Origin of the sequence: Candidatus Planktophila sp. (assembly GCF_040402315.1) — a bacterium.
GTDB lineage: Bacteria > Actinomycetota > Actinomycetes > Nanopelagicales > Nanopelagicaceae > Planktophila.
Genome location: NZ_JBBAMU010000006.1, coordinates 16533 through 29518 on the forward strand (window position 1 = coordinate 16533; position 12986 = coordinate 29518).

At 48.5% G+C, this 12986-nt stretch carries 13 protein-coding genes; all 13 read right to left on the reverse strand.

What is annotated here, in order from left to right:
- Positions 1-25: 25 nt before the first annotated feature.
- Positions 26-1639: a hypothetical protein gene (locus tag AC9UEP_RS02135; protein ID WP_509543596.1), complete on the reverse strand. Its 1614-nt coding sequence runs from the start codon at positions 1637-1639 to the stop codon at positions 26-28.
- A gap of 4 nt (positions 1640-1643) precedes the next feature.
- Positions 1644-3005, reverse strand: a complete 1362-nt coding sequence (locus tag AC9UEP_RS02140) for an ABC transporter substrate-binding protein (protein ID WP_509543598.1) — start codon at positions 3003-3005, stop codon at positions 1644-1646.
- Between the two features lie 187 nt (positions 3006-3192).
- Positions 3193-4185: a branched-chain amino acid ABC transporter permease gene (locus AC9UEP_RS02145; protein WP_509543600.1), complete on the reverse strand. Its 993-nt coding sequence runs from the start codon at positions 4183-4185 to the stop codon at positions 3193-3195.
- Positions 4178-5089 (reverse strand): branched-chain amino acid ABC transporter permease, encoded by a 912-nt coding sequence (locus AC9UEP_RS02150; protein ID WP_509543602.1) that lies wholly within the window; start codon positions 5087-5089, stop codon positions 4178-4180. The genes AC9UEP_RS02145 and AC9UEP_RS02150 overlap by 8 nt, the downstream gene beginning before the upstream one ends.
- Positions 5089-5802, reverse strand: a complete 714-nt coding sequence (locus AC9UEP_RS02155) for an ABC transporter ATP-binding protein (RefSeq protein WP_509543604.1) — start codon at positions 5800-5802, stop codon at positions 5089-5091. The genes AC9UEP_RS02150 and AC9UEP_RS02155 overlap by 1 nt, the downstream gene beginning before the upstream one ends.
- A complete protein-coding gene (locus AC9UEP_RS02160) occupies positions 5795-6592 on the reverse strand; it encodes an ABC transporter ATP-binding protein (RefSeq protein WP_509543606.1) in 798 nt (265 codons plus the stop codon). Before AC9UEP_RS02160 ends, AC9UEP_RS02155 begins: the two co-directional genes overlap by 8 nt.
- Positions 6593-6634: 42 nt before the next feature.
- On the reverse strand, positions 6635-7738 hold the full coding sequence (gene alr, locus AC9UEP_RS02165) for an alanine racemase (protein WP_509543608.1): 1104 nt from the start codon (positions 7736-7738) through the stop codon (positions 6635-6637).
- Complete coding sequence (locus AC9UEP_RS02170; protein WP_509543610.1) at positions 7735-8076, reverse strand: holo-ACP synthase; 342 nt, start codon at positions 8074-8076, stop codon at positions 7735-7737. Before AC9UEP_RS02170 ends, alr begins: the two co-directional genes overlap by 4 nt.
- A 20-nt stretch (positions 8077-8096) precedes the next feature.
- Complete coding sequence (locus AC9UEP_RS02175; RefSeq protein WP_223298142.1) at positions 8097-8765, reverse strand: phosphatase PAP2 family protein; 669 nt, start codon at positions 8763-8765, stop codon at positions 8097-8099.
- A gap of 2 nt (positions 8766-8767) precedes the next feature.
- Positions 8768-10606: a glutamine--fructose-6-phosphate transaminase (isomerizing) gene (gene glmS / locus AC9UEP_RS02180; RefSeq protein ID WP_509543611.1), complete on the reverse strand. Its 1839-nt coding sequence runs from the start codon at positions 10604-10606 to the stop codon at positions 8768-8770.
- 3 nt (positions 10607-10609) lie between these two features.
- Entirely contained in the window at positions 10610-11956 is a 1347-nt protein-coding gene (gene glmM, locus AC9UEP_RS02185) for a phosphoglucosamine mutase (protein ID WP_509543613.1), read from the reverse strand.
- 48 nt (positions 11957-12004) lie between these two features.
- Entirely contained in the window at positions 12005-12490 is a 486-nt protein-coding gene (rpsI, locus tag AC9UEP_RS02190) for a 30S ribosomal protein S9 (protein WP_509543615.1), read from the reverse strand.
- A 17-nt stretch (positions 12491-12507) separates the two neighbouring features.
- On the reverse strand, positions 12508-12960 hold the full coding sequence (gene rplM, locus AC9UEP_RS02195; protein ID WP_095675197.1) for a 50S ribosomal protein L13: 453 nt from the start codon (positions 12958-12960) through the stop codon (positions 12508-12510).
- Between the last annotated feature and the right edge of the window lie 26 nt (positions 12961-12986).

Sequence of the window (12986 nt, forward strand, 5' to 3'; positions counted from 1 at the left end):
CCTTTTTGCTTAACTTATTGCTGAATTAATAGCCGAAGTCATACTTCAGATCGGCTGGGCGATAATCAATATCACCGTTGAGGTAAGGAACCTTCTCCGCTATGTATTGAACATAAGCGTTCGTTGGAACCTTTCCTGATTTAGCAGCGAATGCGAGCATATCTACCCACGCCTTCATCTGCTTTGTGGTGAAGGCTTGATGGCCTACGCCAGATACTGCAGGAGCTGCCGTCAAATCTGGCGCACCTGTAGCAGTGAACTTTGTGTAGGTTTCAGGCGTCATTGCATAAAGTGCAAGAGTGTTCCAGATTGGCTTCTTGCCAGTCCTTGTCTTCTCCCAAGATGCAAGAGCCTTTTCGTAGACTTCGCGCTTGCGATCTACATAACGTGATGAGTTACCAGGAAAGACCAGACGATCTGCTTCATTTGAAATCAGGATTGTTGGCTTCGTTGAGGTAAATGATGACTTATCAAGTGCCTTGAACTTCGCAATTGCAGCTGCATCACCTGTAACACGAGGAGCCATAGAAAGCACTCCAAGCATTGCCGCAATACCTTCATCACCTGATAGTCCTAAGTTGTAACGACCAGAATCGGCCTCATCGAGCAGTGCTGCCCAATTAGTCTTTGTATTGTCGTAGAAACCAGGGCCTGTTATTTCAGACATTGATTGTCCGGCCAAGACTCCAGTTGCGACTGCTTCTCCCATATTTTCCAGGATTGCAACCGTTGCATTGATGCTGTGCTCAGGAACAAGGGTACTTGTTGAGATTCCATCCATGTGCGCACTCTTAGTTGGCACTCCTGAAAGAAGGCCAGTTAGAAGAAGTGCTGAACGTTGTGGAATTGGTGAGCCTTTGAGGGCTGCAGGATATTGAAGTCCTGGGGCTCCGTAATTGACCTGCCAAGTCTTGAGCAGTGCTACAACTTTTAGCAATTCTCCTACAGCTGCTTGGAATCCTGGAACATCCTTTGTGCCAAATGCTGCGCAACCTTTAATGTTTGGATCAGCAAAAACGCTTAGGATGTAGAAGATGTCGCAAGCAGATTGAAGTGAGTCAGCTGGCGAAGGTGTATTTCCCGCCAAGATGCCAACAGAGTCGGCATATGTTGGGTACTTCTCAATAAATGGCGTCAGAATCGCGCCGGCCTGTGAAGATCCATAAATGACTTTCTTCTGAATCTTTGTACCGTATTTAGCCATTGCGGTATCGATAACTTCCTTGAGCATCTCTACCCGGTAGGTGTTATTCCATCCGCGTAGGCTTTTAACGGTCCCGTCATACGCCGCAGCACCATAACCGGCAAGCATCATCTCTTTTGTGATGTCTTTGCCAGTTGATTGGCTAGCTGGAGTAATTTCTTCTACTCCAGTTGGAACAGTAGCTACACCTGGAACTGGATATGTTGATCGGTATCCGTGCTCCCAGAAGAACATTGTTCCCTTAAAGTTTGCCGGCATCTTAAATACATATCCCGCACCATTGGCAAGCTTGCCGGTACAGGTTTCAAGATTTGCTTTGTCGGTTGTACATGTTGGAGCTGCCGCGTTTGCTGCAGGAACAGATACAAGAACACCTGTTGCTACAAGTGCTGCCGCACCTACAGCCGCAATTGATTTACGGATTGATAGTTTCATCTGATTAACCAACCTTTGGTAGTGCATCGGCTGCGATTGCAGGACGTGTGTATTTGAGTTCGGTTACAGCACCCTTAGCTGAATCAGTTGTCCACAATTTACGTGTGCCATCGATTGGCTTAAGCACTGCCGTTGCATCATATTTTCCGATCCAGAAGCCGGTATAAGCCTCGTGGGTCTTTGCAGAGTATCCGAGTGGAGCAAGGGCAGCACTAGATAGCTTCGAAGGATTGTTTTCGATGTATTTGATGATTCCTGGACGTGTGAGGTCCTTGCCTGCTCCAATGAGGGCTGCGGTCATGGTGTAGCCAATGTTCATTCCTTGCAGAACATTGTTATCCCAAGCCTTACCTGTAGCTGGGCCGGTGTTGAATTCATCATTGATTTTTTTAAATGCCTTGACGAATTCGTCATCTGCTTCACCTGGTGATGGAGCATGCGATGCTGAAATTGTTCCCGCTAAGAGCCCTGCTGATACAGCCGCAGGGATTCCTTTTGTACTGAGAATTGTCTGGAAGGTTGTGGCATCTGATCCCACAGAGATGACTATGTACTGTGGTTTGTAGCCAATCTTGTTCGCTGAACCCACAGCTGCTGCAAATGCTGAAGCAGTGGCGCCAACGACAACAACTTCGACGTTATTGTCTTTTAGCTGTTGCATCTGAGCATCGAGTCCACCAGCTTGAACGCCAGCGATAAATGTTGCGGCATTCTTCTTCGCTGTGAAAGTTACTCCAGCAGTTGCAAGACCTTCCACAGTGTTACGACCGAAGTCATCGGTCTGATAGAGAATTCCGACGTTCTTAGTGGCCAGATTCTCCTTGATGTACTTTCCAAGGATCTTCGCCTCTACAACGTAGGTTCCCAAAGAACCGAAGGTTGTTGGATACTTCTTAGGATCTGTGTAGAAACCACTATATCCACTAAGGACGAAGAGGTCAGGGATTCCACGACGGTTAATATCCTTGATAACAGAGATATGTGTCTGGGTTCCAATAGAGCCCACCATCGCAAAGACTTTATCCTTATTGATCAGTGCTGACGCAGTTGAAACTGTGAGGCCAGCCTTGTATGCGTCATCTTTGGCAACCAAAGTGATCTTGCGGCCATAGACACCACCCTTTGAATTGACGTAGTCGAAGTAGGCGCGCATGGCGTCATCTACCTTGTTATATCCCGGGCTCGCTGCGCCTGTCTGTGGCAGCTGCATTCCTAAAACAATTTCAGTGTCACTTACACCTGGTGTGCTCGCACCCTGAGCCGGCATCGCTGAGAGCGCGAGCGCGCCAGCGAGGGCTACAGAGATAACTACGATGGACTTACGAGGTGATCGGGACAGAGATGCACGATTTTTCACTGCATTCACTCTTTCTCTTTGCCTTATATGCGATAGGGGGACATAAGCCGCCAGATCGCCACTAGCCCCGAGGTGGGCTAGAACGACCTCACGCTAACAGATACCGAACGGTAAGTGAACGGAAAGTGTCCTCACGGGCGAGTCCCTCCCTACGGGAATGCCTATAATTTTGGTTTATAACAAAAATATATAAAACTTATTTATGTTTGTGAAGCTTCACACCAGCTACTCCAGCAGGGTTTATCACCACTGTGAGAATAAGTAAGAGGCTAGAGATTAGCGCCGGTAAGTAGTTGGAAACCTGTTCGCTTAATTCGAAGTTTCCAAGAATTAGCTCGATCCAGTCGGGTAAGAAAACAACGATGACAGTACCGATAAAGGCACCGGCAATACTGCGGATTCCGCCAAGTACTGCAGCGGTCAATAACAACAGTGAGAGTGAAACTGGATAAACGCTCGGACCCACTAATCCACGAAGACCGTACAGGGCGCCAGATAACCCGGCAAAGGTTGAAGAGATAATAAAGACATAAATCTTCTGACGAGCGAAGTTCACTCCGGCTAGCGATGCCGCACTTTCATTATCTCGAATAGATCGCCACATCCGCCCGGTGCGCGATAAGAGAATATTGGATGCAAAAAAGAGTGCTACCGCTGCAAATGGCAGCGCCACATAGAGCTGCCATTGTTCATAGGTGGGCTCGCCAAAGAAAGTGGAGAACCACTGTGGTGGATACCCCACATCTACTTGCAACCCTTCATCGCCTTTAAAGACTGACATAAATCTATTTGCAATTGTTGGAATTGCTAGTGCAATTACTAGCGTTGTTCCGGCTAAGTACGGTCCGCGAAGTCGAGCTGCCGCAACACCGAGTAGAAGGCCAGCAATGGCTGAAGAAATAATCGATAGCGGAATCGCAACCCAGAGTGAAAGTTTGTAATTAATCATCAGCAGCGCTGTGGAATATCCGCCCACCGCCATCAGTGCCCCTTGACCCAAGGACAATTGCCCTGAAATTCCAGTCAGTAGCGTGATTGATAGAACACCAATAAATAGAATCAGCACTACGGCTAGTTGTGCTTGATTGTAGGCATCAAATTGCAGACCAACCAGCAGTATTAGGGCTGAGAAAATTAGCGTGCGAATAAGGCTGATGCGTGCTATTGATTTCACTTTGAGATTAGACACGGCGCGCATCCTTTGAACCAAGAATGCCGCGCGGGCGAATAATCAAAACCAGGAGAAGCACCGCCAAGATAGCCAGGAATACATCTTCTGGAGTGTCATAGAAGGTCACAAATGAGATGACCATTCCGAGAATGACGCCTCCGAGTACTGCTCCTGCCGGACTATCGAGTCCGCCAACAACTGCTGCGGTAAAGCCCACGATGAGAACGAGATCAAGTGTGTTCGGCGATAAATTTGATGTGGGGGTAATGAGAAGTCCAGCTAGTGAAGATGCCGCACCTGATATCGCCCAACTGATTGTGCGGGTGCGATTAGTTCGAATTCCGCTTAGTTTTGCTACTTCTTGATTGAGCGCTGTTGCGCGCATGGCAAGACCAATACCAGTCTTAGTAAAGAAGAGGGTTGTAAGAATTAATGCCACAGTCACAATTGAAACTACAAATACATCAAAGGATGTAAAGGGAAGAACATTGCCAGCCACGGTAAAGCCTTCCTGCTTTGCAGGCGCGGGAAATCCTCGCTCTTCTGCCGCCCAGATAATTCCGGCAAGTGCTTGCAGCGCGCCAAGGATTCCAAGGGATGCAATCACAGGAACTGCCGACCGCATTGATTCACTACTCAGTAGCTCACTCTGTTTCTTATTTGAGAGCGGTCGCATGATGAAGATATCAAGGAGTGCTCCAAGTACCGCTCCTGAAAGCAGGGCAGCAAAGAATGCAATCCAATATGAATAGCCGTTGGTGATTAGCGTTGAAGCGATGTAAGTACTAAACATTGCCTGACCCATTTGCGCAAAGTTCACGATTCCAGCTCCGCGCCAGACAATCACAAGGCCGAGAGCAACGAGTGCGAAGGTGGCGCCACGCGATGCTCCTAAAGATAGGGCTGCTAAGAAAGTATTCATCAATACCCCAAATATGCAGCACGTAGTTTTGCATCAGCTTTGAGCTCTGATGCTGGGCGATCTGCCACAACTTTTCCAAGTGCGAGAAGTACGCCGTGGTCTGCAACACCGAGTGCGGTATTGGCGTTTTGCTCAACCAGCAGCACCGAAAGCCCAGTGCTGCGGCAGAGAATGTTTACGGAATCAATAATTTGTTCAACAACAAGAGGTGCTAATCCAAGCGACGGTTCATCAAGAAGGAGTAATTGTGGGCGTGATACCAGAGCGCGGCTAATAGCCAACATCTGACGTTCCCCGCCTGAGAGCGTGCCTGCTAATTGTTTACGGCGCTCTTTAAGTCGCGGAAAGAGTGCATACATCTCATCTATTGCAGTTGTTATATCTGACTTAAATTTTCTCCGGCGAAAGAGAGAACCCATAGAGATGTTTTCTTCAACGCTCAGCTCTGAAATAACTGCATGTCCCTCAGGAACGTGTGCGATTCCCAAACGGACAATATCTTCCGGGCGCTTTCCTATGATTGATTGTCCTTTCCATGTAATGGAACCGGAACTGGGATGTTCAAGACTTGAAATCGTGCGCAGTAGCGTGCTCTTTCCAGCGCCGTTGGCACCAATCACAGTAGTGATTTTTGATTCCTGCGCCTGCATTGAGATGCCATCAATGGCAACAACTGAGCCGAAGCGAGTGACGAGATTTTCAATCTTAAGCATGCTCGCCTCCCAGTTTCTCACTGCCGGTTTGCTGTGAGGTACCAAGGTAGGCAGCGAGAACAGCTGGGTCGCGCTTAACAGTGTCGAAGCTTCCACTCGAGATAACTTTTCCAAAGTTTAAAACATAGACCTGGTCTGAAATTGATCCAATAAAGTCCACATGATGTTCGACAATCACGATTGCACAGCGTTGCTTTAATTGTTTAAGAAGTGCTGCAAATTTATCGATCTCATCCTGACCTAGTCCAGCAGCAGGTTCATCCAGGAGTAGGAGCTTCGGTTTGGAAACTAGCGCCCGAGCGATGGATACTCGCTTGCTCTCTGGATAGGTAAGTTCACCAGGCATCTTCTCGGCTAAATCCAGTGCGCCAGCCCAAGCAAGTGCATCACTTGCACGCCGGCGCAGCTTTGCTTCGGCTCGTCCTGAAAGTCCAAATAGATCTTTGAAGAAGTTTGTGCCACTGCTGTGATTGGCGCCCATCATTACATTTTCAATAATGCTAAGTCCGTTAAAGAGTCCAACACCTTGCAATGTGCGACTTATACCTAGTCCGGCCAAATCATGACTTGCCGGCCATTTCATATCTTTGCCATGAATTGAAATTTCTCCGGAAGCTGGCGTCACAAGTCCTGATATCGCATTAAGGATTGTTGTCTTACCTGCGCCATTGGGGCCGATAAGTCCCACAATTGTGTTGGGTGCGATCTCAAGAAATACATCATCGAGTGCGGTAAGACCACCGAATCTCACAGTGAGATTGGAAATTGATAGAGCTGGACCAGCACTCATAACAACCTCTCTTTCTTCACCATTGAGTAATTAAATATGAGATTAGTAGACATGGGGCGCGTAGATTCTAGGCACACGCGGTCCCAATCGTGTGACTATTTCATAGTTAATGGACTGGGATGCCAATCCCCAATCATCTGCTGTGTATTCACCGTGTGAACCATTGCCGAAAACTGTTACCCAGTCCCCCGAGCGGGCTTTGGAATCGGCCCCTAAATCAACAACAAATTGATCCATGGATACACGCCCAATAATCGGTGCGCGCCTGCCATTTACCCATACCCCGGCAGTGCGTGCGATACGTGGAATTCCATCTGCATATCCCATCGCAACTACACCTAACTTGGTGTCAACGGTTGTGCTTTGGGTTGCCCCATAACCAACAGGTGAGCCGGCCGCAACATCTTTTACTAAATACAGAGCAGCACGTAGCTGCATTGCGGGGCGAAGGCCAAGAGATTTGGAATCACCGAGTGTCTGCACATCGGGAGAGAGTCCATAGAGTGAAATACCCGTGCGCACCATGTCAAAGCTGGCAGCGCTATTTTTTAGCGTTGCAGCCGAGTTCGATAAATGTCTAATGACGTTGTTGTGGCCAAGAGAATTCAGATGCGCAACAGCAGCGTTAAATCGCCCCAGTTGATCACTATTTTGTTTTTCATCTGGCTCATCTGCCCGGGCAAAATGCGAGAAGATTCCAACAACGTCCACACCCTTTAGCTGCTCTGCAGTTAGTTGATTCCATTCATTTAAAAAACCACCACGGCTCATTCCAGTATCAACTTCCAGGTGGATGCGAGCCGGCTTTGACTTAGCTGCTGCTGAAATTTCTTGCAGTGCAGCAAGTGATGCGACCGCGATTTCAATATCTAACTCGATTGCTTGTGCAAAATCTGAGCCAGGTTGCACAAGCCACGCCAAGATTGGCGCAGTAATTCCTGCCTCACGCAGGGCAACTGCTTCTTCCAGGAGGGCGACACCAAGGTATGAGGCACCGGCTGAAAGCGCTGCTTTAGCAACTGGAATCAGTCCATGACCGTAGGCATCGGCTTTGACAACTGCCAGAAGATTTGTTCCGGAACGCTCTTTAAGTAGTTCAACGTTATGTTTAATTGTACTGAGATCTATCAGTGCTTCTGCCCTCATCGTTCAATCACCACCATCGCCGATGCAATCCCGCCATCATGTGAAAGTGAAAGGTGCACGGTGGCGCCGTCAATTAGTTCTGCGATTTCACCCCAAAAGAGAAAATCTGGTTTTCCGTTTTCATGATTAATAACTTCGGCTTCGTGCCACTGCAACCCATGAGTCGGGCTCAAGGCTTTATAGAGCGCCTCTTTGGCGGCAAAGCGGGCGGCGAGGGACGATACAGATTTGGTGCGCTCAGATTCGGTGAAGAGTTTTTCAGCTAAATGTGGGGTGCGCTCGAGGGATTGCTTAAACCGGGCAATGTCTACGACATCGATGCCAATCCCATCAATCATGATGTTGAGTCTATTAGTGGTTAGTGAAGTTGGCTATCAGATGGGAAATATCGGTCTATCGCGATTATCAAAACCAAAAGGGAACCCCCAAGTAAGAGGCCACCGAAGAGATCTGAGAACCAGTGGGTATTTCGCAGCAACGAGACTACACAAACCGTTAAGGCGAGTAGGCCAACACCGGCGCTAGCAAGCCTTCCTTGATAGCGATTGACATGGGCGTATCGGTAAATCAAATATGCAACCATCCCCCAAATAAGAATGGCATTTGATGCATGACCACTGGGATATGACATTCCACCAGCATGCAAGAGATCGAAACCCTCTTTTGGCTTTGTGCGGCCTAACCCATATTTAAATGCACCAACAACTACGTTGAGGGCAAGAAATGAGAGCACTCCTAAATTAATTGGCCGCCATGTTTTAAATCGGCGCGAGATGTAAACGGCAACAATAAGCAGCGCAACCCCGGAGACGCCACGCAGGCCTAGGTCATCTAGCCTGCGAATAACAAAGTTAGATAAACCTTGGAATTTCGGGTGATCTACATCGTTAAAAGTGCGGTCAATCTCAATGAGAAATCCGTTGGTGAGTACCTGATAAGTAACAAATAAGTAACCTGCGAATAGGCTTGCTGACCACTTCAGAGCACGGCGCATTTGACGCTGGCGAGGATCGACAATCGTTGACATAGTTATTCGACAGTGACCGATTTAGCCAGGTTACGAGGTTGGTCTACATCTGTGCCGCGAGCAACAGCTATTTCATATGCAAAGACTTGCAGCGGAACGGTTGCAAGGACCGGCTGAAATAAGGAAGATGTCACAGGGATACGAATAATGTGTTCTGCGCCAATGACTTCTGCGCCTTCTGGCGCAATGACAACGACGCGAGCACCACGTGCCTTCACCTCTTGAATATTACTGAGCATCTTCTCATCAAGGCCATGTTCATCAGCAGGAGGCAATACTGCAATCACTGCCGTGCCTTCTTCGATCAAAGCGATAGGCCCGTGCTTAAGTTCGCCCCCGGCAAATCCTTCAGCATGAATGTAAGCAAGCTCTTTTAATTTAAGTGCTCCTTCAAGTGCAACTGGGTATTCGATTCCACGCCCCAGAAAGAGAATGGTGTCGTTCTTTGCGAACTTACGAGTTAACTCACGCAAAGGTTCAATTGTTTCCAGGATTTGCTCCACTTTGGCAGGAAGCTCGAGCATCTCGTGATACAGATCGCGTACCTCTTTTTCGGTGAGCTGCATGCGCACCTGCGCCAACTTAAGACCGATGAGATAGATGGCAACGATTTGGGTCAGGAAGGCTTTTGTTGAAGCGACAGCAATTTCGGGGCCAGCGTGGGTATAGAGAACAGCGTCTGACTCACGTGGAATCGTGGAAGAGTTTGTATTACAAACTGCCAATACTCGAGCGCCAGCTGCCTTTGCGTGGCGCACCGCCATGATTAAATCCATAGTTTCACCTGATTGTGAGATTGCGATGACAAGGCAATCTTTATCAATAATGGGATCGCGATAGCGATATTCGGAGGCAATCTCCACATCGACTGGAATCTTTGCCCATTTTTCGATTGCATACTTTGCCACCATTCCCGCGTGGTAGGCGGTGCCGCAAGCGATGACCGAAATTCTCTTAATCTGTCTCATTTCATCATCACTCATATGTAATTCATTAAGAAGTATCTGATTGTTATCACTCAGGCGGCCAATGAGGGTGTCAGCAATCGCTTTTGGTTGATCGAAGATCTCTTTGAGCATGAAGTGGGCAAAGCCACCCTTTTGCGCGGCCGCTGCATCCCATGTGATTTCATATTCACGAAGTGGGACAGCGCGACCTTCAAGGTCGCAGATTGCGATTGCCTCCGGGCTGATGGTGACAACTTCATCTTGGCCGAGTTCCACTGCGCGCTTGGTGTAATCGATAAATGCGGCGACATCAGATGCTAAGAAATTTTCACCCTTGCCAATACCTGCCACTAACGGTGAATTACGACGCACACCCACGATTGTTTCTGGAGCATCGGCGTGAATAGCAAGAAGTGTGAATGAGCCACGTAGCCGCTTTACTGCCGCGCGCATCGCGGCGGTGAGATCACCCCCATGTTCTTTACGAAGGTCAGAAAGTAAGTGTGCTACAGATTCGGTATCTGTTTCAGATGAGAATGCGTGACCGCGAGCTTCTAACTCTTTGCGTAGCTCTGAATAATTTTCAATGATTCCGTTGTGAATGACTGCGAGCTTTCCTTCATTATCTAAATGAGGGTGGGCATTGCGATCGGTAGGGCCACCATGTGTTGCCCAACGTGTGTGTCCGATTCCAGAATGCACAGTCGGTAAATTTACCGGGAGCGCGGCTTCCAGATTTGCGAGTTTGCCGGCACGCTTTTCCACAAAGAGTGAGTTGTTGGTACCAAGTGCTATTCCAGCAGAGTCATATCCGCGATATTCAAGTCGGCGAAGACCTTCAACGATGGGCGTGATTGCAGATTGTGGTCCGGTGTAACCCACGATTCCGCACACGAATTAGTTCCCCAGTTCTGCTTTCACAACAGCTGCAAGAGATGTTGCGATGTCTTGCGCAAGGTTATCACTCGCGGCCTCAACCATCACTCTTACGAGCGCCTCAGTACCGGATGCGCGCAATAAGACTCGACCATTCTCGCCAAGCGTTGATTCTGCACTAGCCACAGCCTTTGCAATCGCTGCTGATTCATCCAACTTATCTTTCTTCACATCAGAGACGTTGATCAAAACCTGTGGAAAGCGTTGCATTTGTGACGCTAGTTCTGCCAGTGATTTCCCGCTGCGAACTACTTCTTGTGCCAATTGCAGGGCGGTAAGAATTCCGTCGCCAGTGTTGGCAAATTCGCGCATAATCAAATGTCCTGATTGTTCCCCGCCTAATGAGAAATCACCCTCAATCATCTTCTCAAGCACATAGCGATCACCCACTGCAGTGCTGATGACAGATATGCCTGCATCTTTCATGGCGTGCATAAAACCTAAGTTACTCATTACTGTGCCAACAATTGTGTTTGATGTAAGGCCGCCGCGGTTTTTGAATCCGATAGCAAGAATTGTCATGATGGCATCGCCATCGACAACCTTGCCAGCACCATCGATAGCCAGGCATCGATCAGCATCGCCATCGTGGGCAATTCCAAAGTCGGCACCCTCTTTAACAACAGCTGCCTGTAAATCTTCTAAGTGGGTAGAGCCACAGTTTTCGTTAATGTTCCAGCCATCTGGTGAGTGATGAATCGCAACTACGGTTGCGCCAGCCTGTTCATATGCAATCGGTGCTACGAATGACGATGCTCCATTCGCACAATCAACAACAATTTTCATCCCCTTGAGAGGCGTAGTTACCGAAGCAGCTAGATGGTTTAAATAGCGAGCGCTGGCGGTCTCATCAAAGGTAATGCGTCCAACATTTCGCCCAGTAGGACGTGTCCATGGCTCGCCCATCCGTTTTTCAATCGCCGCTTCAATGGAATCATCAAGCTTTCCACCACCGCGTGAGAACAATTTAATTCCGTTATCTGGCATCGGGTTATGCGATGCTGAAATCATGACCCCGAGATCGGCCCCTGATTCACCCACAAGATAAGCAATAGCAGGGGTTGGCAATACACCGACGCGATACACATCGATACCTGCACTGGCTAAACCGGCAGCAACAGCTGCTTCTAAGAATTCTCCTGAGGCACGCGAATCTTGGCCAACTATGGCGCGAGGGCGCTTGCCTTTGTTACTCGATGATTCAACGAGAATATGCGCTGCAGCTACCGCAACATCAACGGCAATTTCAGCGGTAAGAGTCTGCCCGTTTGCTAAACCACGAATCCCGTCTGTTCCAAAGAGAGCCATAAAAACTCCTTTACTGCAGGAACAAACGGGATATCTGGATAAAAAGAATTAACGCTTTGAGTACTGTGAACGCTTACGTGCCTTCTTAAGGCCGTACTTCTTACGTTCGATTACACGAGCATCGCGCTTAAGGAAGCCAGCTTTCTTAAGTGCTGGACGATTAGCCTCAGTGTCAATCTCGTTCAGTGAACGGGCAACACCAAGACGTAGTGCACCAGCTTGACCAGAAACTCCACCACCGTTGATGCGAGCAAATACATCGTAGAGACCCTCTGCACCTACTGTGCGAAATGGTTCTGAAACGAGTTGCTGGTGAACTTTATTTGGGAAATAACCATCGAGTGTCTTGCCATTAACAACCCAGCGACCTGTACCTGGAACTAGGCGAACGCGAGCAACTGCTTCCTTACGGCGACCTGTACCAGCACCTGGTGCTGTGATTGCCTTGCGGTTAGTTGCAGCAGCTGGAGTAGCAGAAGAGTAGGAAGTAAGTGTCTCTGTCTCGTCGACCTCGTTGAAAGTTGTATCTGACATGTTTATTTACTTATCCCTTACTTCGCTACTTGAGAAACTTGAGTGAATACATATGGAACTGGTGACTGTGCCGCATGTGGATGCTCTGGGCCGGCATAGACCTTGAGCTTTGATGCAACCTGTGCACCAAGACGGTTCTTTGGAAGCATTCCCTTGATCGCTTTTTCAACAGCGCGGGTTGGGTGCTTTTCAATCAGTTCACCGTAGACAGTTGAAGTTAAGCCGCCTGGGAAACCTGAGTGGTGGTGTGCAAACTTTGTCAGCGCCTTGTTACCAGAGAGCGCGATTTTTTCGGCGTTGATGACGATAACGAAGTCGCCCATATCCATGTGCGGTGCAAATGTTGCTTTGTGCTTTCCGCGTAGAAGAACGGCTGCATGGGTTGCAAGACGACCGAGCACAACATCCTGTGCATCAATAACGTGCCACTTACGGTCGGCGTCGCCTGCCTTGGGGCTATATGTACGCATGCTTTATTACCTTCTTCTTTTCTTTA

Coding starts and splice junctions, on each gene's coding strand:
- AC9UEP_RS02135 (WP_509543596.1), bottom strand. CDS start 1,639: ATGAAACTATCAATCCGTAAATCAATTGCGGCTGTAGGTGCGGCAGCA.
- AC9UEP_RS02150 (WP_509543602.1), bottom strand. CDS start 5,089: ATGAATACTTTCTTAGCAGCCCTATCTTTAGGAGCATCGCGTGGCGCC.
- AC9UEP_RS02155 (WP_509543604.1), bottom strand. CDS start 5,802: ATGCTTAAGATTGAAAATCTCGTCACTCGCTTCGGCTCAGTTGTTGCC.
- AC9UEP_RS02160 (WP_509543606.1), bottom strand. CDS start 6,592: ATGAGTGCTGGTCCAGCTCTATCAATTTCCAATCTCACTGTGAGATTC.
- alr (WP_509543608.1), bottom strand. CDS start 7,738: ATGAGGGCAGAAGCACTGATAGATCTCAGTACAATTAAACATAACGTT.
- AC9UEP_RS02170 (WP_509543610.1), bottom strand. CDS start 8,076: ATGATTGATGGGATTGGCATCGATGTCGTAGACATTGCCCGGTTTAAG.
- AC9UEP_RS02175 (WP_223298142.1), bottom strand. CDS start 8,765: ATGTCAACGATTGTCGATCCTCGCCAGCGTCAAATGCGCCGTGCTCTG.
- glmM (WP_509543613.1), bottom strand. CDS start 11,956: ATGGCTCTCTTTGGAACAGACGGGATTCGTGGTTTAGCAAACGGGCAG.
- rpsI (WP_509543615.1), bottom strand. CDS start 12,490: ATGTCAGATACAACTTTCAACGAGGTCGACGAGACAGAGACACTTACT.
- rplM (WP_095675197.1), bottom strand. CDS start 12,960: ATGCGTACATATAGCCCCAAGGCAGGCGACGCCGACCGTAAGTGGCAC.